The organism is Streptomyces sp. BE20 (assembly GCF_036322525.1).
GTDB lineage: Bacteria > Actinomycetota > Actinomycetes > Streptomycetales > Streptomycetaceae > Kitasatospora.
In genome coordinates this window covers 1-18,820 of sequence record NZ_JAQYWW010000616.1, presented here as the reverse complement: position 1 = coordinate 18,820, position 18,820 = coordinate 1, and the positions used below count along the sequence as shown (strand labels likewise).

The 18,820-nt window shown below is 70.6% G+C and carries 14 protein-coding genes and 2 pseudogenes; 9 read left to right on the top strand and 7 right to left on the bottom strand.

The window, feature by feature from the left end; all coding sequences use genetic code 11:
* Positions 1 to 220: 220 nt before the first annotated feature.
* Both PUR61_RS12210 and PUR61_RS12205 read left to right on the top strand, forming a co-directional pair.
* Positions 221 to 1,411 (top strand): ISAs1 family transposase, encoded by a 1,191-nt coding sequence (locus PUR61_RS12210; RefSeq protein ID WP_329878768.1) that lies wholly within the window; start codon positions 221 to 223, stop codon positions 1,409 to 1,411.
* A 52-nt stretch (positions 1,412 to 1,463) separates the two neighbouring features.
* Positions 1,464 to 2,093 (top strand): annotated as a pseudogene (locus PUR61_RS12205) (alpha/beta hydrolase); the annotation flags it as partial.
* 1,037 nt (positions 2,094 to 3,130) lie between these two features.
* On the opposite strand, the gene PUR61_RS12195 reads toward PUR61_RS12205, so the two are convergent.
* Positions 3,131 to 3,478, bottom strand: coding sequence for a beta/gamma crystallin domain-containing protein (locus tag PUR61_RS12195; RefSeq protein ID WP_329878766.1), 348 nt, complete (start codon positions 3,476 to 3,478; stop codon positions 3,131 to 3,133).
* A gap of 1,114 nt (positions 3,479 to 4,592) precedes the next feature.
* On the opposite strand from PUR61_RS12195, the gene PUR61_RS12190 reads away from it, so the two are divergent.
* The 3 genes from PUR61_RS12190 (at position 4,593) to PUR61_RS12180 (ending at position 7,844) form a co-directional block, all read left to right on the top strand.
* Positions 4,593 to 5,882, top strand: coding sequence for a heparin lyase I family protein (locus tag PUR61_RS12190; RefSeq protein WP_329878764.1), 1,290 nt, complete (start codon positions 4,593 to 4,595; stop codon positions 5,880 to 5,882).
* Between the two features lie 73 nt (positions 5,883 to 5,955).
* On the top strand, positions 5,956 to 6,099 hold the full coding sequence (locus tag PUR61_RS12185) for a hypothetical protein (protein ID WP_329878762.1): 144 nt from the start codon (positions 5,956 to 5,958) through the stop codon (positions 6,097 to 6,099).
* Between the two features lie 587 nt (positions 6,100 to 6,686).
* Complete coding sequence (locus PUR61_RS12180; protein WP_443035156.1) at positions 6,687 to 7,844, top strand: extracellular solute-binding protein; 1,158 nt, start codon at positions 6,687 to 6,689, stop codon at positions 7,842 to 7,844.
* A gap of 626 nt (positions 7,845 to 8,470) precedes the next feature.
* Here the strand turns inward: PUR61_RS12180 and PUR61_RS12175 are convergent.
* Positions 8,471 to 9,715, bottom strand: a complete 1,245-nt coding sequence (locus PUR61_RS12175; protein WP_329878760.1) for an SLC13 family permease — start codon at positions 9,713 to 9,715, stop codon at positions 8,471 to 8,473.
* A complete protein-coding gene (locus PUR61_RS12170; RefSeq protein ID WP_329878758.1) occupies positions 9,700 to 10,896 on the bottom strand; it encodes a CaiB/BaiF CoA transferase family protein in 1,197 nt (398 codons plus the stop codon). The genes PUR61_RS12175 and PUR61_RS12170 overlap by 16 nt, the downstream gene beginning before the upstream one ends.
* A 195-nt stretch (positions 10,897 to 11,091) precedes the next feature.
* Here PUR61_RS12170 and PUR61_RS12165 point away from each other — a divergent pair, with 195 nt between their 5' ends.
* Positions 11,092 to 11,631 (top strand): MaoC family dehydratase, encoded by a 540-nt coding sequence (locus PUR61_RS12165; protein WP_329878756.1) that lies wholly within the window; start codon positions 11,092 to 11,094, stop codon positions 11,629 to 11,631.
* An 86-nt stretch (positions 11,632 to 11,717) separates the two neighbouring features.
* Here the strand turns inward: PUR61_RS12165 and PUR61_RS12160 are convergent, their stop codons facing one another.
* Together PUR61_RS12160 and PUR61_RS12155 are read right to left on the bottom strand one after the other, a co-directional pair.
* Entirely contained in the window at positions 11,718 to 12,554 is an 837-nt protein-coding gene (locus PUR61_RS12160) for an HpcH/HpaI aldolase/citrate lyase family protein (protein WP_329878754.1), read from the bottom strand.
* A gap of 222 nt (positions 12,555 to 12,776) precedes the next feature.
* Positions 12,777 to 13,667, bottom strand: coding sequence for a LysR family transcriptional regulator (locus tag PUR61_RS12155; protein ID WP_329878752.1), 891 nt, complete (start codon positions 13,665 to 13,667; stop codon positions 12,777 to 12,779).
* A 558-nt stretch (positions 13,668 to 14,225) separates the two neighbouring features.
* Here PUR61_RS12155 and PUR61_RS45310 point away from each other — a divergent pair.
* Positions 14,226 to 14,459 (top strand): annotated as a pseudogene (locus PUR61_RS45310) (hypothetical protein); the annotation flags it as partial.
* A gap of 555 nt (positions 14,460 to 15,014) precedes the next feature.
* Here PUR61_RS45310 and PUR61_RS12145 read toward each other — a convergent pair.
* Together PUR61_RS12145 and PUR61_RS12140 are read right to left on the bottom strand one after the other, a co-directional pair.
* Positions 15,015 to 16,394: a nitrate/nitrite transporter gene (locus PUR61_RS12145; RefSeq protein ID WP_329878748.1), complete on the bottom strand. Its 1,380-nt coding sequence runs from the start codon at positions 16,392 to 16,394 to the stop codon at positions 15,015 to 15,017.
* A 446-nt stretch (positions 16,395 to 16,840) separates the two neighbouring features.
* On the bottom strand, positions 16,841 to 17,317 hold the full coding sequence (locus PUR61_RS12140; protein WP_329878746.1) for a hypothetical protein: 477 nt from the start codon (positions 17,315 to 17,317) through the stop codon (positions 16,841 to 16,843).
* A gap of 611 nt (positions 17,318 to 17,928) precedes the next feature.
* Here PUR61_RS12140 and PUR61_RS12135 point away from each other — a divergent pair.
* Positions 17,929 to 18,054 (top strand): hypothetical protein, encoded by a 126-nt coding sequence (locus tag PUR61_RS12135; RefSeq protein ID WP_329878744.1) that lies wholly within the window; start codon positions 17,929 to 17,931, stop codon positions 18,052 to 18,054.
* 216 nt (positions 18,055 to 18,270) lie between these two features.
* Positions 18,271 to 18,438: a hypothetical protein gene (locus PUR61_RS12130; RefSeq protein WP_329878743.1), complete on the top strand. Its 168-nt coding sequence runs from the start codon at positions 18,271 to 18,273 to the stop codon at positions 18,436 to 18,438.
* The last annotated feature ends 382 nt before the right edge of the window (positions 18,439 to 18,820 follow it).

Sequence of the window (18,820 nt, the reverse complement as noted above, 5' to 3'; positions counted from 1 at the left end):
CTGTCATGGCATGCGAGTTGGGCGCAGCACGGGCCCAGTGAACTGACGATTAATAACTTCTCGATCTGATGGGCTGGTTGGGTCATAGGACAGGGCTTCGGCGTAGTCGCGCGGCGTCCGGGTCGTGACGGCCTGTCAGCTTGAGGGGGTCAGGGAGCGCAACAGGCACGAGCTTCCAAGATCATGGAGTTCTCGACGCCCGTGATCCGACTGGAAGACCGTGCCTGCCGACGCATCATCCCTGATCCCGCCTGCTCTTGACCAGCTCCGCGAGCACCCCCGGGCCACGCCGGAAGAGGTCCCGGGGCTGCTGGAGCGACTGGCGGAGGTACCGGACCCGCGTGACCCGCGCGGAGTGCTCCACACCCTGGCCGTCGTCCTCGCGCTGACCGCGTGCGCGGTTCTGGCCGGGGCCACCTCACTGCTGGCGGTCGGCGAGTGGATCGGCGATGCACCGACGCACGTGCTGGAACAGCTCGGCATCCGTCCCGACCCGCTGCTGCCCCAGCGCCTCCTGCCCGCCGAGACCACGGTCCGCCGGCTGCTGGCCCGCATCGACGGCGACGCGTTGGACCGGGCCGTCGGTCGCTGGCTCGCGGACCGTCGGCCGACGACAGCCACGAGTGCCGACCTGCGCGGGCTGGCGGTCGACGGCAAGAGCCTGCGTGGAGCCGCCAGGGCCACCGGTCGCAAGATCCACCTACTCGCCGCGCTGGAGCACACCACCGGCCTGGTCCTGGCCCAGCTCGACGTCGGCGAGAAGACGAACGAAATCACCTGCTTCCAGCCGCTGCTGGACACCGTCGCCGACCTCGCCGGGGTGGTCGTCACGAGCGACGCGATGCACACCCAGCGCGAACACGCCGAGTACCTCCTGGACCGCAAGGCTCACTACATCGTGATCGTCAAGGGCAACCAGAAGAACCTCCGCAAGCAGCTCAAGTCCCTTCCCTGGAAGCATATCCCGCTCCTGGGTCGCACCAGGAGCACCGGCCACGGACGCTCCGAGATCCGCCGGATCAAGGTCGCCACCGTGAACAATCTGCTGTTCCCCAGCGCCCAGCAGGCCATCCAGATCAAGCGCCGCCGCACTGACCGCAAGACCGGCAAGACCACCGTCAAGACCGTCTACGCCGTCACCAGCCTGGCCGCCGAGGAGGCCACCGCGGTCCAGCTCGCAAAGCTGATCCGCGACCACTGGCGCATCGAGACCCTGCACCACGTCCGGGACACCACCTTCGCCGAGGACGCCTCCCAACTGCGGACCGGCAACGCACCGCGCGCGATGGCGACCTGGCGCAACCTGGCCATCGGCACCCTGAAACTCGCCGGCGTCACCAACATCGCCGCCGCGCTCCGACGCAACGCCCGCGACGCCACCCGGCCCCTCGCCCTCCTTGGCCTCGCATGATCACAAAACGGACGTCACGTGACTACGCCGAAGCCCTGGGCACCAGCCCGCTCACTATGTCGAACTTGCCGATCTGCTGCGCGCCCGGGATCTGTCCGTGGAGGTGCCGGACCTCTACGAGCTGTCGCTCGCCGAAAGCACCGCGAAGGTCGAGGCCATCCTCTCGGGCTCGTTGGAGCCGCCGGCAGTGGTGGGGCATTCCTTCGGGGGCGTCGTCGCCGGGACGGTACGTGGTGCTGCCGCTCTGGTCTTCCTCAATAGCTGGATTCTCGACGTCGGTGAATCCCCGGCCAAACTGCTCGCGGAGGCCCCTGGCGATCCCGGCGAGGGGCTGCTCGCGCTGCCGGACGGGGATGGGCGGCTTGCCCTGGACCCGGGTGATGCCCGGGCGAAGCTCTACGGCGACGTCGACGAGCCGGTGGCCGCGCGTGCGGTGGAGTTGCTGCGTCCGGAACCTCCGTCGATCTTCAACACCAAACCTGCCCGTGTGAGTTGGCGGGACACCCCGTCGATCTACCTTCGCGGGCGCCAGGACCGGACCATCGCGACGCCGCTTCCGGACCGCTTCGCCGGGCGTTGCTCTCGCACGGAAACGTGGAACACCGGCCACTCGCCCTACCTGGTTCGCCCGGCTGCCGTGGCCGACCTGATTGAGCGCCAGCGAGCGGGCGACGGCAAGTGAGCACGAACCAGGTGTCGTTCCGGCTTGCCATGATGCTGTGAGGTAGGAAGAATCCCCGCCCCACGCGATCATCCCGGAGACGCGTCCGTGTGGTCGAACCGGTCAAACACTCTGGCTTCCTTGCCAGTTACGCAGGAACATGGCGACTTCTCGGCGCCGTGAAGAACTGACGGCGGCCGTGGCGGGGTCGAGGTGTGCGGCCCGTCGAGTCTCGGCTGACGGCCCCCGGAATTCGCGGTGGATGGCCGTCCGGCCTGTGGTGCTCCTGATCGCTTCGGTGGACGAAGCAGACCCCTTCGGTCGGCTTGGTGGCGAAGCATCAGCGAACCGGTCGAAGAGGTTCTCTGGCGAAGTCTGACAGAGAGATCATGGAGATGTTCGACCCGCAGCTGGGTGGCGGTCCGACCGTCGCCGGAGGGTGGGCGGCGGTCGCCTGTCCGTTGCGTGGGCCACGGGCGGCCTTGGCATCGACGGCCACCTGGTCCGCATCGCCAGGACCAGCGCCGGTCGGATTGGCCGGGCCGCCGGTGCGGACCAGGTTGACGACCCGTCGGATCGTGCTGGCACTCGGCGTGACGAGTGTCCCCAACGAGCCTGCCACACGAGCGCCCGGCCGGGCCGGAGCCTGCTGCGGGGCATTCGCGGACCACTCGCCGAAAGCCGCGAACGAGCGAGCGCCGGCGACCACCGCCGTCTCCGCAGCCGAGGACCAGGACCTGCACCAAACGGTCGAAGTCGACGCCGCCGCTGATCCGTGGGTCGTGGCGGCCCGGCGGATTCCGGTCCTCGCGCACGGGCAGCGGCGAGAGGATTCGGTCGAGGATCGGGTCGAGAATGCATGAGGGGAGGCAGGCACGGACCCCCCGGTGATCATGAAGCGCAGAGAACGCCATGATCGGGCGAGCCGTGCCTGCCCTGCTGCCACCACCTACCGGCGGACGCCCCAAGGGACTTGAGCTGCTTGCGGAGCTTCGTCCGGTTGCCCTTGGCGATCACGACCCGGTGTCGTTGCGTCGTACCCTCAAGCGACGTGCGTGCTACAGAATCTCAACCTTCCAGATGTGCAGCGGCCTGTTCGGATACGAGATGTCGTACCACCGGTTCACCCTCACCGTGGCGCCGTTGTAGTCGTACATGTTGATGTCGTTGTTGCCGGTGAAGACCCGGTCGACCCATCCGTCGACCTTGTAGACGCCGGCGTTGGCAAAGCAGTTCACGTCGCCGAAGCGGCTACCGTGCGACCAGATCTTCAGAAAGTCATTTCCGCTCTCGCAGCTGACGTTGCCGGCGAAGGCATTGCCGGACGGCCCTACCAGGGTGAACACGCCTGCTGCGGCCAGTGCCGAGGTCAGAAGGCGCACCGCCTTCATCTTGCCGGAAACCATTGCTTCTCCTCTTCGACTCGGCGCCCCGCGCGGCAGTCATGGCGACGCACGGAGCGGTGTTGCGGTTCGGGTGTGGCACCGCAGCGGTTCGGGAACCGCGGCTTCAGGACCACCGGGCGCTCGCCGAAGGGGCTTTGAGCACTCTCCCCTCGGTCTGCCGCACGTCGCGCCGCTGCGCGAGCGCCACTCCAGTGGTCGGCTCGACCAGCGTAGAAGGACCATTGCTGCCCACGCTTGAACGCCGGTGCCACCTCGATGGAACATCAGCGCCAAGAAGGAGCGCGAGGACCCGGACGGGGTCTGTCGATCGTGAACGTCTCTGTCCCGTATCCGGTGGTGATACTCACCGGGGCGCCGTCGACGCCGGACTCACCACCCCGCATCACGGCGGCCGGACCGGGGGAGTCGACACGCGAACCAAGAAGATCGCGAGGAGGATGCGCGGCCGGGCCGGCCCCCGTGCTCCGACAGCGCATCCTCCTTCAGTGATCACCGCAGAGCGCTGCCGCCGACTACGGGACAGGGCCGGAATCCTGATAGTCCCGCTCCGTCGGGACCGGCGCCGTGCTCGCGAGCCGAAAGTGACGGCTGAGGTCGCGCATCTCCTCGTACCGGCGCAGGCGCTGCGCGCAGACGGCCCCGCGCGCAGACGGCCCCGCGCGCTCGCCGGAGGCCGTCTTGATAACGAAACGACAACGCCGGGGGACGACTCGGTCGTGGGGAACTCTCATCGTGTGCGGGCGGTCCCCGAACACGCGCCGGTGCGGGACGGTGCGCCTTCGGGGACCGGCCGACCACCCGCCACAGGAGGAGTTCCCATGCGAGCGAGCCCGGTTGTCGCCGCCCGCCGTCGAGCGACGGGCACGTGCGTGTCGCCCGGCCGGATCGCGGACGTCGCCGGCCGGCGCCGGCCGGCGGGTCCGACCGGTCCCTCGGCCTGCTCGGGTTCTGTGTGAGGTCGCCGTCGGCCGGTGTTCGCATCCCGTATACGCGAGCCGGCCTCTTGCTGTCGCGCCCGGCCCGGCCCCTTGGCGGCCCGGAAGCCCCCTGCGCGGCGGCCCGCGCCCTACCCTCCCCCCACGGCGTGAGCGTCCGCTCCGCTGCCGATCAACGGGTGAAGTCCCAGCCCCCGTACGAGGACAGGTCTGTGCACCACTCATCTCCCCTTCCCACCCGCCCCGTCCGCCTGCTCGCCGCCGGCACGGCCGCCCTGGTGCTCGCCGTGCCGGCCGCCGCGCCGGCCCATGCGGCAGACTCCCGTTCCTGGGACTTCGAGTCGTCCCAGAAACTGCCCTACCTGGCCCTGCTGGGTACCAGTACGATCGCCGTCGGGCCCGCGCCCGGAGGTAAGGGGGGTAACGCCGCGCGCGTCCACGTCCCCGCCGATGGCAAGTCCTTCAAGTCCGAACTGGTGATCAAGGACCTTGACGCGGGCGGCCACCGCTTCACCTTCGCCAACTACCTGCCCGCCGAGAACTGGCGGAACCAGCCGGTCGGCACCATCGTCGCCCAGTGGTTCAGCATGCAGAGCGACACCGCGCAGATCAAACCCGTCGTGTCCCTGATGGCCCACGAGAGCGGCCAGTGGTGGCTGAAGGTCCACTGGATGGTCGGCAACGAGGTCCAGGAGACCATCCTTCCCCTCGGGGCGATGCTCCTGGACCACTGGAACCGCTGGAGCTTCGACATCACCTGGTCCACGCCCGGCAGCCCCGGCTCGATCGTCGCGATGCGCGACGGGGTGAAGGTCGGCTCGTACCAAGGCGCCAACAACTACCACCGCGGCGAGGCACCCCACTTCCGCGTCGGCGCCTACCGCCCCGCCTGGCGCCCGGAGAACTCGAGCGGCCCGGCCGGAGGAGCCGGTGTGCTCCTGTTCGTCGACGACATCACCATCAACAGCACGAACGGCACCGCACCGAACGCGGGCACGCCCGGTGCGGCCGGCACGACCGGCGCGGGTACCGCCGCCGGCGGGGCTACCCGCCCCGCCCCCACCGGGGCGGGCGCCGCCTCACCGTCCGCCCCCGCCTCCGTCTCCCCGTCTACCCGGGCCGGTACCCCGTCCGCCCCCGCCGCCTCTCCGTCTGCCCCTGCCTCCCCGTCCACCCCGGCCGCTACCCCGTCCGCCTCGGTCTCCCCGTCCACCCCGGCCGGTACCCCGTCCGCTCCCTCGCCCACGGAAGGGCTCGCAATAGGGGCCTCCGGGGTTTCTCCCGTCGACGACACCCCCGTGGTGGAACTCCAGCAGGAGGACGCGAAACCCATTGCCTCCGACCCGTCCGGCAGCCCGATGGGCGCGATCCTGGCCACGGGAGGCGCGGCGGTGCTGGTCGGGTTCTTCCTCGTGCGCCGCCGCAGGACGCTCCGCGCGCACCGCGGGGCCCACCGCTCCGACGGCTGAACAACCCCGTCCCCGGAAGACCCCTGCCGGCGGCGCGCACCGGCGCGGCTCTCGTCCTTCTTGACCCGGCACCGTGAACGTTGCGGTGGGGGAACCGGTGCGGTACAGCCGGATCGCCGCCGACCGCAGGCTCGCCGCGGCGGTGGCGGCGTTCACCGCGGTGGCCACCCTCGCACTTGCCGGATCGCTGCGACCGGCCGCACCAACGGCGCGGTAACGCGCCGGCAGTGTGACCCCCGTGGACTCACGGATCGCCGGTCACGCCCGCCAAGCTCACCCGGCCACCGAACGGTCGATTCGCGAGCGGACCCTGCGCCTGGCGCCGATGCCCGAAACCGGGCCCTGCGGCAACCAGGAGAGCGGCACGCTGTCCGCTACGGCGAGAGGTAGCGGAGTCCGACCCAAAGGGTAGCGATGAGCTGGTGCTGTGGGCGCTGCAGGCCAGTCTCGGGCTGCTGGTTTCGGGGCTCTACCTTCGGGTCACGTCGCCAGCAGCCACGTTCGGGCACGGGCACTGCGGCGTGCAGGGGCCCCTGCGACGCTGGTGTGACGGTCTTGTCCCCGGACCACGTCGAGAGCCCCGCCGGCGCGTCCGGCCGGCGATCGGGCGAACCGGCAGCCGAAGCCGGTCCGGTTCCGAGGCGCACCGTGCGCGACCCGCTGTCCGCTATGCCGGAAAGGCGTGGGTCGGCCGGTAGACTGGAAGGACCTGATATCGGTGCATTTCTCCATGTGCCGAAGAACGCTGAACCCGCGAGCCCCGGCCCTCCCGCCGCCTCTCCCGTCAGCTCTCTTGGAGATGTCGTGGCTTCATTCCGCACTCGCGTGCTCGCCCTCTGCTTCGCCTTCGTCGTGGTCGGCAGCGCTGCCTGCGGAAGTGAGGGCCCGCCCGCTCCGGTGGCGCCGAAGGTGGCGGCCTCCGCCGCCGAGGTCGGCGGCATGGACGCACTCATCCGGGCGGCGCAGCAGGAAGGGGTTCTGACCGCCACCGCACTGCTGCGCCACTGGGCGAACTACGGCGGTCTGATCGACGGGTTCGAGGAGAAGTACGGGATCAAGGTCACCGTCGACAATCCCGACGGCGGCAGTCAGGACGAGATCGACGACGTGAAGCGTTATCGGGGCCAGGAGCGGGCGCCCGACGTGCTCCAACTCGGTAACTCCTTCGCCGCGTCCGCAGCGGAGGAGGGCCTGCTGACGCCCTACCGGGTCGCCGCCTACGGGCAGATCGCGGCGAACCAGAAGGACCCCCAGGCCCGCTGGTACAACAGCTACGGCGGTTATGTGTCGATCGGCTGTGACGCGGCTCGTGTCAAGGTCTGCCCTGACTCCTTCGCCGACCTGCTGAAACCGGAGTACAAAGGTCTGGTCGCGATGAACGGCGCGAGCCCCAACACCGCCGGGTCGGCCTTCGCCGCCGTGTACGCCGCGGCTCTCGCCAACGGCGGCTCGTTCGACGACATCAAGCCGGGCATCGACTTCTTCGGCCGGCTCGCCGGGGTGGGCAACTACAACACCGGCAGCCCCGTACCGGAGTCGATCGTCAAGGGCGAAACTTCGATCTCCATCAGCTGGGACTTCCTCAACCTCCAGCACGTCGACGCCCTGCGCGGCCAAGGGGTGGACTGGAGGGTATCCATCCCCTTCGACGGCAGTTTCTCCCTCTACTACGCGCAGGCGATCAACGAGGACGCCCCCCACCCGGCGGCGGCCCGGCTGTGGGAGGAGTACCTCGCCAGCACCGAGGGCCAGAACCTGCGGCTCGTGGGATTCGCCCGCCCGGTCCGGATGGAGGCCATGGCCAAGGACGGCACCCTCGACAAGAACCTCGCCGCCATGCTGCCCACCGTGGAAGGCGGCCCACCGTCCTTCCCCACCCCGACGCAGCTGAAAGAGGCCCGCAAGGTCGTCAAGGAGAACTGGGACAAGACCGTCCCGCCCAAGCCCGCCCCGCCGAAATGAGACACCGCAATCGCTCCTCCGCCCGGCACGGGTGACCCGCAGCGCACCGCCACGGTCCCGGCTCAGCTTGCCCTGGACCTACGTCCCTCGTGTTGGCGGGCTGGGAGGTGTGTCGTGGCCGACGGGGGGCGGGCGAGGCAGGACACCGGGGATGGCAGGCCCAGGCACCGGCGAGGCGCGTCAGCGTCCCGTGGTTCCTGGCCGTCGTCGGGTTCGGCGGGGGACTACACAGCTGGGTGGCGGGCCGAAGAGCGGATGAGCGTTCGGGTGCGCGCATGTACTGGCTCCGCGTTCGAGGAGGTGCCCTGTACCGGGGAGGAGCCGAGCAGTGCGCTGAGGGGCTCGTTCGAAGGGTTGGCGACGGGATGAGTGAAGGGCCTGTGTCGGCCGGCCGGACCTCCGGCCGAGGGGGCGGCGGTCGCGTGCGCGGGTCACCTCCTGATTGTGCTCAGAAGCCGGCCGCCGGGCCGGCCCGGCGGCCCAGGCCGCCTCGCCGCGCCGCCCCGTTCGGAGACTCCGGGGATCCCGACGGGCTCGCTCCCGCTTCCTCCGCTGCGTGGGCCGACACGTTCGTGCCACCGTCCACGGGCGTCCAGCGCCGTCCGGGAGCGGTTCGCCGGGAGGCCTCAGATCGCCACGAAGACGGTCCAGACGGCGAACGGCGCGATCGCGCACACCCCCGCGCCCCACCGCAGCAGCCCTCGGTATGTCTCCGCCCGGATGCCCTCCGGAGAATTGGCGACCACCAGAGCGCCGTTGGTGGAGAAGGGGCTGGCGTCGACGACCACGGCCGCGGCAGCCAGCGCGATGACCATGCCCGTGGTCGCGATGGAGCCCGAGGCGAGAAACGGCGCCGCGAGCGGCATCAGCGCGCCCAGGATGCCGGTGGTGGAGGCGAAGGCCGACACGACTCCGGCGACGTAGCAGATCAGCAGCGCGGCGACCAGCGGCGCGCCGACCATGGCGATCTTCTCGCCCAGCGAGTCGACGAGACCGAGGCGTTGGAGCAGCGTGATGTAGGTGACGATGCCACACACCAGCATCACCACCGGCCAGGCGATCTCCTTCGACGCCCGCTGTGCGGTACTGCGGAACACCAGCGCGAGTACGGCGGCCAGAGTGAGTGCGAACAGGCCGGTGTCCAGTCCGAGCAGGGTGGTGCCGACCACCATGAGGACCAACGCCACCAAGGTAGCTGCCTGTTCGATGCCCAGGGCCGGCGCCGTCGGGACGATGGCGTCCGGCTGGGGCACGGCGGAGAGCGGGGCGCCGCGTCTACGGCGGCCGAAGAGCAACCAGGTGATGACGGCGGCGGCCGCGTTGACGGCGAAGGTGCCGACGAACAGGGCCCCGCCGCCGACCCGCAGGTGGTTGGCCTCCAGCGAGGAGTTCACGATGCCGCCGAGGATCCCGGTGGGTGCGAAGCTGCCGGCGGCTGCGCCGTTGACGGCCATCAGTCCGACGTAGAGCGGGCTGAGCCGGTGCCGGACGGCGAAGGTGATGCCGATCGGCGCCAGGATCGCGACCGCGGCCGGGGAAGCCGCGCCGGTGGCGCACAGGGCCGCGGCCAGCAGGAACATGATCCACGGCACCACTCCGTGGCGGTTGCCGGCGGCACGGACGGTGGCGTGCACGAGCCAGTCGACCGTACCGTTCGTACGGGCGATGCCGAACAGGAAGGTGACGGCGACCAGCACCACGAACATGTCGGCCGGGAATCCGGCCAGCACTTCCTTCGCCGGGTGGCCGAGCCAGACCGTGCCGAAGAGGAACGCTGAGACGACGGCGAGGATCCCCATGTTGACGCCGCTCATCGCGGACAGGACGAACACGGCGACCAGGACCAGGACGCCGATCAGATCAGTGGACATGCCGCTGCTCCCTGCTGTGACTCTTGCGCGGGCTCGGCGAGCCAGGCGAGGACGGATTCGGTGTGCTCGCCCAGCGCCGGCACGGGTCGCAGACGGGTGGTTGTCCGGTCGTGCACGGTGACGGGTGGGACCAGGCCGGTCAGCTCGCCGACCGGGCTGTCGAACGGCGCCCAGCGGCCGCGGGCGCGGAGCTGGACGTGGTCGCCGAACTCCTCGACGGTGCGTTGCCGCGCGTGTGCGGTCCCGGCTTGGTCGAGTCGGGCGAGGAGGTCTTCGGCGGTCAGGCTCAGGGTGGTGGCCCGTACGATCTCGTCCAGCTCCGTCCGGTGCCGGACCCGGTCGGCGTTGCCGGTGAACCGGGCGTCGCCGAGGAGGTCGGGCCGGCGGAGGACGGTCGTGCAGAACGCCGCCCACTCGTGGTCGTTCTGGAGGCCGAGCATCACGCTCTGCCCGTCGCCGGTGGGAAACGGCCCGTACGGGGCGATGGTGGCGTGGCTCGCCCCGGTGCGGGCGGGCGCGGTGCCGCCGTAGCGGGTGAAGTACTCGGCGTACCCCATCCATTCGCCGAGCGCTTCCAGCATGGAGACCTCCAGCCGGGTGCCGCGGCCGGTCCGGGCGCGGTCGAGCAGGGCGGTGAGGACGCCGGTGTAGGCGTACATGCCGGCGCAGATGTCCGCGATGGACAGGCCCACCTTCGAGGGGGTGTCGGGGGTGCCGGTGATGGAGAGCAGGCCCGCTTCGCTCTGCACCAGCAGGTCGTACGCCTTGCGGTCCCGGTACGGGCCGGTGCTGCCGTAACCGGATATGTCACAGGTGATCAGCCGGGGGTGGCGGGCGGCGAGTTCGGTGTGGCCGATGCCCAGGCGGCCGGCGGCGCCCGGGGCCAGGTTCTGCACCAGGACGTCGGCCCGGGCCACGAGGGCGTGCAGATGCCGGTTGCCCTCGGGCGAGCGGACGTCGAGCTGGACGCTCTCCTTGCCTCGGTTGAGCCAGATGAAGTGGCTGGACATACCGCGCACAGTGCGGTCGTAACCACGGGCGAGATCACCGCTGCCGGGCCTCTCGACCTTGATGACGCGTGCTCCGAGGTCGGCGAGCTGGCGGGTCGCGAACGGTGCCGCCACGGCCTGTTCGAGCGAGACGACGACGAGGCCGGCAAGCGCGGGATACGGCTCGGGCATGGGATCCCTCCAAGGTTCCTGATCGGGTGTGGGTCACTTTCCGCCGCTCGCTGGTCACTGTGAAATGACGAAATGGCGTCATGACCATGCATGTGGCGCATGGTGGGTCCGGGCCCCCGATCGATGCGCGGCGGGCATGGCGGACGGCGGATTTGGTCATTTCACAGACTCTGCCGACCTTCCGACACTGGACGCATGGCGAACGAAATTCTTGGCTGGCAAGGCCGTTACTTCGAGGACTTCGTGGTCGGCGACGTGTACCGGCACCCCCTGGGGCGGACCGTCCTGGAAACCGACAACGCGTGGCTGACCCTGTTGACGCAGAACACCGCGCCCCTCCATTTCGACCGGCACTACTCGGCCGGGACGGTGTGGGGCAGGCCGCTGGTCGACTCCACGTTCACGCTGGCCCTGATCACCGGGCAGAGCGTCACCGACGTCTCCCAGCACGTGATGGCGAACCTGGGCTGGGACCGGGTACGGCTACCCAATCCGGTGTTCGAGGGCGACACGCTCTACTCGCAGTCGGAGGTGCTCTCCGCCCGTGCCTCCGGCAGCCGCCCGGACGTCGGGATCGTGAAGGTCCGCACGATCGGGTTCAACCAGGACGGCGTCATCGTGATCACGTTCGAACGGACCCTGCTGGTGTACCGCCGGGGTCACGGTCCGACCTTTGACACCGTCCGGCCCGTCTGGGACGCCCGCTCCCGAGCGGCGGCGGGCCTGGACGCCTGACGGCGGAACCCGGCTCCACCGGTCCTGCCGGCCACGAAAGGTCGCCGCAGCGACAGGAGGCTGCGGGGGCTCTCACAGCAGCGGGCTCAGGACCCGGTGTCCTGCGCGGCCAGGAGCGCGCGCGCGAGGTCGAGGCGCGGCCGGTCGATCATCTCGCCGTCCACCCGCACAGCCGCGCCCTCGCTGCTGTCGGCCCGGTCGAGGACGCGGCGGGCCCAGGCGAGCTGTTCGGGGTCGGGGTCGAAGCCGGCGTTGACCGGGGTGATCTGCGCGGGGTGGATGCAGAGCTTGCCGGTGAAGCCGCCGGCCCGGCCGCGGGCCGCCTCCGCCCGGACGGCTTCCAGGTCGTCGAGCTGCATCGCGGGGCCGTCGAGAGGGCCGCGCAGCCCGGCCGCCCGGCTGGCGATCACCAGGCGGGTGCGCGGGTAGGCCCAGGCCTCGGGAGCGTCGCCCAGACCGGTCTCCCGACGGAAGTCGGCGACGCCGAAGGCCAGCGCGAAGACGGTGGGCTCGCGGGCGACGGCGAAGGCGTTCTCGACCCCGAGCGAGGTCTCCACCAGCGCGACGACCGGGGTGCCGGCGGGCAGCAGGGCCGCCGTGGCGGCGATGTCCTCCGGGTGTTCGGCCTTGGGCAACACCACGCCGGCGAGCGCGGGCAGGCGGCCGGCCGCGTCCAGGTCCGCGCGCCAGTGCTCGCCGGTACGGTCGTTGACCCGGACCCAGACCTCCGGGAGGTCCGTGCCGCAGCGCAGAAGGTTGTCCCGGGCGAGGTCCTTGCTGCCGGGTGCGACGGCGTCCTCCAGGTCGAGGATCACCGCGTCCGGGACCGCTCCGACGGGACGGCTTCGGAGCGGGAACCGTTCGGGCCGGTCCGCCGGGGTGAACAGCCACGAGCGGGCGTGGCGCGGGTCGAGGACCATCATGTCTCCTGGAAGGCGCAAGCGTGCCGGCGGTCGGGCCGGCGCCAGGGCCGACCCGGGATCGTCCGGGGGCGGCACCCCGTGCGGTCGCTGCCCGTGCCTCCATGCTCGGACGGCGTCGCCCCGGTGTGAAATAACGCCTCTTCGACGGTTCCATGCGTGCGGCGCATCATCCCGCCCGGTGCCCGGTGCCCGGTGCCCGGTGCCTGGGCGACCGGAGGCCGCTCACCCCCGGGGCCGGGCCGTCGACCGCACGTAGTCGTGGAACCGGGCCACCACCGCGGCACGCGGCCCCCCGGCCGCAACGATCACGCCGATCGTCCGGTACGCCTGCGGGTCTGCCAGCGGCACGTGGACGGCACGGCCCTCGTACGCGGCAAGGTCACCGGTGCTCGGCACCACGGCCACCCCGAGCCCGGACGTCACCAGGGTGCGCAGGGTGCTGAGTTCCGTGCACTCCAGTACGATCCGCGGCGCGAAGCCCGCCCTCTCGCAGAGCCGGTCGGTCACCTGGCGCAGCCCGTACTCGGGTTGCAGTGCCACGAACTCCTCCGCCGTCAGCTCCGCCGTTTCGACCCGGCTGCGGGAGGCGAGCGGGTGGCCGACCGGGACGAGCAGACCCAGCGGCTCGTCGCGCAGCGGGGACCATTGCAGGTCGTCCCCGACCGGTCGCGGGCTGGTCACCCCGAGGTCCAACCGGCCCCGGCGCACGCCGTCGACGACTACGTCCGCCGCGCTCCCGCGCAGCTCGAAGGTGGTCGCCGGGGCGATCGTGCGGTACCCGGCGAGGAGTTCGGGGATCAGCCAGGTGCCGTACGAGTGCAGGAAGCCGAGTGTGATGGTCCCGGTGTCCGGGTCGACCAGGGTGGCGATCCGCTGCTCGGCCCGGTCGATCTCGCTGATCGCGCGCACCACGTGAGCCCGGAACACCTCGCCGTACTTGTTGAGCCGCAGCCGGTTCTGGCGGCGGTCGAAAAGCGGCACGCCCACCCGTTTCTCCAGCCGGGCGATGGCACGGGACAGGGTGGGCTGGGTGATGTTCAGCCGCTCGGCCGCGGCGGTCACGTGCTCGGACTCCGCCAGAGCCACGAACCACTGCAACTCCCGGATCTCCATCCGTCCACCATACGTCGGGGCCGTCGAACTCCGGCCTAGGACCGGCCGGCGCCTTCGTGCGCCAGCAGGTCAGGGGGCGCCGGCTCCTTCGGGGGCCCGCCGGGTCGCCGTCCTGTACACGGCGCGGCTGGGCTCCTCGCCCGCACACAGGCCGCTGTTCGGAAGGCCGTCGGGAATCCGGCGGTGGCGCCGTCGAAGCGACCGCGCTGTCGGACTTGGCGTGGACCGACGCCGCGGTGGCCTTCGACGGTTGACGCCCTCCGCTCCTGACAACCTCACCTACGCCCCGCGAACGTGGTCCGGACGCTGGGCGAACTCCTGGCGGCAGCCCCGGCAGCCCCGGCAGCCCGGTCCGCCTGACGGCGGGCGATAGCCCGCGCGGAGGGGAAGGGTGACGGCGCCCGCCGCGGGTACACGTCATCAGGGAACCGAAGCCCGGTAAGCCTGTGATCTACCGACCACCCTCAACACTACGGCCTTCGCGTCAAGTCCTGTATCTATTCGTCGAGTTCAGGATCACGCGAAGGCCGCTCCGCTGTCCTGGGAACACCCGGACGAGTGACCACCGGATCCGCTTGTTCGAGACCGCTGGAGAGATCACAAGCTGAGCGGCCGATCGACTACCCCGACGATCCCGGCGTCGTGACCGCCCCGACCGACTGCATCATCAACATGATCGTCGACAATCTGGCGCCCGACACGTCGCTCCCGATCAAGGCGGCTGTGACCATGAGCGTCGGCAGGCTGCTCGACGGCTTCAAGTATGCCGAGAGGTTCATCGGTGGCACGGCCGCGTCGTGCGTCCTCATGCCCGGCACCTGCCACCGCTGTCGGGGGCCCCGTAAGGTCACCGGGACCTCGACATTCAGGGTCGGAGAAGTCCCCTGGACGGCCAGGGCACGATTGCCGTGCCGACGACGGACGGCGATGACGGTCAGCGCGCCGTCTACGATTTCCACACGAGCGAGGTGCGGCCCACCTGCACATGAGCCCGAGGGTTCTGACAGCCGCCGAGCGAGCTCGGTCTTTGTGTGCTCGTCCGGCGCAAACCCGACCACGCCCGGCTGCACACGGTCCCAGGGGCGTGTGAGAGCCCCGACGGTCACGGTGCCCGCAGGTCATCGCGGTGCGGGGATCTACGGCTGTCCGTCGCGAACGCTTCGAGGCTCCGGTCGAAGGAGTGACCTTGCCAGGTCGCCCCGAACCGGAGCCTCGAAGGGCCGCCGGGCCGGCCTCCGGGACCGCCCCGCGGGTGGCGGAGCCGAACATGCCGGGGGGCACGGCATCACCCGGCTCGCCAACCTCGCCCTTGCCGGGCAGCTCGCAACCGGCAGATCGCGCTGTGGCTCAGATCCCGTGCAGCCGCCGGGCCGAGGGTCGCAGGTACACGGCCCAGGTGACGACGGAGCACACCGCGTACGCCGCCAGGAACGCCAGGTAGGCCGTGTCACCGTTCTTGCTGGTGAGGAAGGACTGTCGGAAGGCGACGTTCACCAGCACTCCGCCGACCGCGCCGACCGCACCGGCCAGGCCGATCAGGGCGGAGGCCCGGCGGCGTGAGTCGTTCGCTGCGGTCTCCGGGTCCGTGCCGGTTGCGATCGCGGTGCCTGCCTTCGCCTGGAAGATCGCCGGGATCATCTTGTAGGTGGAGCCGTTGCCGATGCCGCTGAGTACGAACAGGGTCAGGAAGCCGGTCAGGAACAGCGGCAGCGAGTTGGCCCGTGAGGCGGCCAGCACGAGGCCGGCGCCGGCCGCCATCAGGACGAACGTGCCGAGGGTGACCCTCGCGCCGCCCCAGCGGTCCGCCATCCTGCCCCCTATCGGCCGTACCAGCGAACCGAGCAGCGGGCCGAGGAAGGTCAGGTAGGCGGCCTTGATCGGGGTGTCGAACTGGTGATGGAACTGGACCTGGAGCACCTGTCCGAAGGCGAAGCCGAAGCCGATGAAGGAGCCGAACGTGCCGATGTAGAGGAGTGACATGACCCAGCTGTGCGGATCCCGCGCCACCTCGCGCAGCGCGCGTCTGTCGTTGCGCAGGGCGGTCAGGTTGTCCATTCTCAGCGCCGCGCCCAGGGCCGCCAGCACGATCAGCGGCAGGTAGACCAGCGGGACCAGGCGGGGGTGGGCCGCGCCGGCGGTGGCCAGCACCAGCAGGCCGACCAGCTGCACGACCGGGACGCCGAGGTTGCCGCCGCCCGCGTTGACGCCCAGTGCCCAGCCTTTGAGCCGCTGCGGGTAGAACGCGTTGATGTTCGCCATCGACGAGGCGAAGTTGCCGCCGCCGACGCCGGCAACACAGGCCACCGCCAGCAGCGTCCCGTACGAGACGCCCGGGTGCAGCACGATCCCGGCCAGCACGGTGGGCACGAGCAGCAGCAGGGCGCTGAAGACCGTCCAGTTGCGGCCGCCGAACTTCGCCACGGCGAAGGTGTACGGCAGGCGCAGCCCCGCACCCAGCGCCGTGGGCAGCGCGGTCAGGGTGAACTTGCCGGCCGGGTCGATGTGGTACTCGGGGCCGAGGAAGAGGACCAGAACCGACCACAGGCTCCACACCGAGAACCCGATGTGTTCGGAGAGGACCGAGAAGACCAGGTTGCGGCGGGCGGTCCGGGCACCGGCCCGCTCCCAGAACTCCGCGTCCTCCGGACGCCAGTCGGTGATGCCGCGCGCCCGGCGCGGTTCCCTCGCCTCGGTGGTCGTGTCTTCGCTTCCGACGACAGTGCTCATCAGGAGTCACCCGCTCGTTCATGGGATGGGGGTTGTGCGAGAGACGCTAGGAGCGGCGGGTTTCGGCGGGAGGCCTCCCCGCCGCTCGGGCGTGCTACGGCTTGCGCACGCCCGCCGGCTCGCGTCGTGAGCGGCGGACCGGCCAGACTCGCGGCACCGTCGGCGTGCCACGGTTCGGGTACCGGAAGGCGTCGGTGCGGACCAGGTGTCCTTCCCTGGTCAGGGCGTTCCCGCCGTGCCGCGCCACCCGTACCGGCTGTCCCACTCCAGAACTCGGTCCCGCAGCCTCGTGGGATCGATCTACGGTCTCCCGCGAGAGCAGTCCCACAGAGCCCGCCCGCCGATTCGAAGCCGACGCGAGCCGGCCGTCGGCCGTAGCGCGGGCCCAGCAGCTCTGCGGTGGAAGGGCGTTGTGGGTCTCCTGGCGGCCGGAGGCGGGGTGGCCGTCAGCGCTTGATATCGATCTTTCCCTGTCCGGCCATGGCCCCGACGCCCATCTCCGCTCCGCCTCCGACGAAGGAACCGATGTACTCGCCGTCCAGGCCCCACAGGTTGATGTTGAACATGGCTGCGGTGGTGGTCGCCTCGAAGCGGGTGGTCCAGCCCTCGTAGTCGCGCAGGTGGCCGTTGAGCCACAGGGTGCCCCAGACGTCTCCGGCTCCGACGCTCAGGCCACCTCCGGCGCCGGTGATCTCGTACTCGACGCCCCTGTCGTCGGTGAAGTCCCCGGAGAAGCCGCCCCCGAGGACCGAGAAGGAGTGCACGGATCCGGAGTAGGAGAACTTCTTGTGGACGATCACCGCCTGCCCGGCGATCACGTCGGGGCCGATGGCCCGCCGGGTTGTGATCAGGTCGAGGTGGGACTCGGCGGCCCGGCTGTAGTGCTCTGCCAACTGCGGGTGGGCGGTGTCGTGGATGCTCATGGCGAGGGGTCCTCGATTCGTCTTGGGGACGCCGGGCGCGGGTGCGCACAGTGGCTTGATCATCCCAGCCCGCCCCGGGACACCGCCGCGCGGAGGGGCGTGAACAGGCTGTCGAGAATGCGGAGTTGACGCCCGCGGCGCCGTACCGGCGGACCGGCTGGCCATGATCGCGCACCGGGCGCCAGGTCCTTGATCACTCGAACGAGTGACCATTGGCGGGAATCCGAAGAGTGCTCGCATGATCACTTTGAGTCATGGAGCGATCGTGTTGTGCCGCCCCGACCGTAGATCGCCACGGCGCCGCGTCATGCCCGAACGCACCAGGCGGCGTTCGGCCCACCTCGGCAGGACGATCTCGCCCGAGACGGGGCGGCGGCACACCTCGACCGACCGAGCCACCACAGGAGAAGCCGGTGCCCGGCCACGACGACAGCAACAACCTCACCGGCAACCGTCCCTACAACTACCGGTCCTCCGCGTAGGAGAGGCAGGACGAGCAGGACAAGGACCGGACCTTCTACGTCACCGTCACCGGCGGCGACAAGGACCTCCTTGACGCGCTCGTCTCCGAGCGGAACCCCGAGTACTCCGACCACGAGCGCGCCAACCTCTTGGACCGCCAGGACGGCACGTTCACGGTCGCCTACCTGGACCGCAAGACCGCCGAGCGCGCCGCAGGCCTGTTCGAGACGGCGGGTGCCCAGGTCGAGACGGTGGGCAAGGACACCAGCCTCTGACCGCCCGGCGGAGCGGATCCGAGCCCGAACTCCGGCGGGGCGACCGCCCCACCGGAGCCGGCTGCCGGTGTCTGGACGACGCCCTTGGACAGGGGCGCAGCGCTCGCCTGGGGCAGGACGCGGAACATGGGGCTTGCGTAGCTCAACGCCGTGACCCGTCCGCAGGTGACTCGTTGGCCCAGGTGCCCGCTAAGTCATTCGAGAGATGAGAGCACCGTGCCCGAGACCGAGGAGTTTGCCGACGAGCAGCCCGAGCTGGTCGTCCGCAGGATCGCAGACCCGCAGGACGGCGGCGATGACCCTGCCGGGGACGCGGACGGCCAGGAGCCCGGACCGCAAGCCCGGGCACGCGCCGACGGCATGATGACCCAGGGCCAGATGTAGCCGACGCCGCGAAGCCGGAGGGCCTGGAGGCCGACGGGCCGGGCGGCGAACACCGGTGGTCGATCAGCGACCTCGACGCCGGACCGGGCCCTGGTGGGAGCCGACCGGCACCAGGTCCTGACCAGCACCACCACCCACACCTTGATGCCCGCCCCGGACAGGGCGGGCATCAAGGTGTCCGGCGCGTTCCCGCCAGGATCCTCGGTGTCGAGGAGGGGGCACCGCCGAGGTCGGGGCGGAGGGTCGTCACCTCCCGGACCCCGGGGCCCGTCCCCGGGAGCGAATCGGTGGAGTACAGGACCACCGGACTGATCGAACGTTGGGACGGTACCGCCTGGCACCGGCTCGCCGCTCCCGAGATCGACGGGGACTGGCGGCTCAG

Bases quoted from the DNA above. Each gene is read 5' to 3' on its own strand.
- PUR61_RS12195 (WP_329878766.1), bottom strand. From the start codon at position 3,478: ATGGTTTCCGGCAAGATGAAGGCGGTGCGCCTTCTGACCTCGGCACTG.
- PUR61_RS12175 (WP_329878760.1), bottom strand. From the start codon at position 9,715: ATGTCCACTGATCTGATCGGCGTCCTGGTCCTGGTCGCCGTGTTCGTC.
- PUR61_RS12170 (WP_329878758.1), bottom strand. From the start codon at position 10,896: ATGCCCGAGCCGTATCCCGCGCTTGCCGGCCTCGTCGTCGTCTCGCTC.
- PUR61_RS12165 (WP_329878756.1), top strand. From the start codon at position 11,092: ATGGCGAACGAAATTCTTGGCTGGCAAGGCCGTTACTTCGAGGACTTC.
- PUR61_RS12160 (WP_329878754.1), bottom strand. From the start codon at position 12,554: ATGATGGTCCTCGACCCGCGCCACGCCCGCTCGTGGCTGTTCACCCCG.
- PUR61_RS12155 (WP_329878752.1), bottom strand. From the start codon at position 13,667: ATGGAGATCCGGGAGTTGCAGTGGTTCGTGGCTCTGGCGGAGTCCGAG.
- PUR61_RS12145 (WP_329878748.1), bottom strand. From the start codon at position 16,394: ATGAGCACTGTCGTCGGAAGCGAAGACACGACCACCGAGGCGAGGGAA.
- PUR61_RS12140 (WP_329878746.1), bottom strand. From the start codon at position 17,317: ATGAGCATCCACGACACCGCCCACCCGCAGTTGGCAGAGCACTACAGC.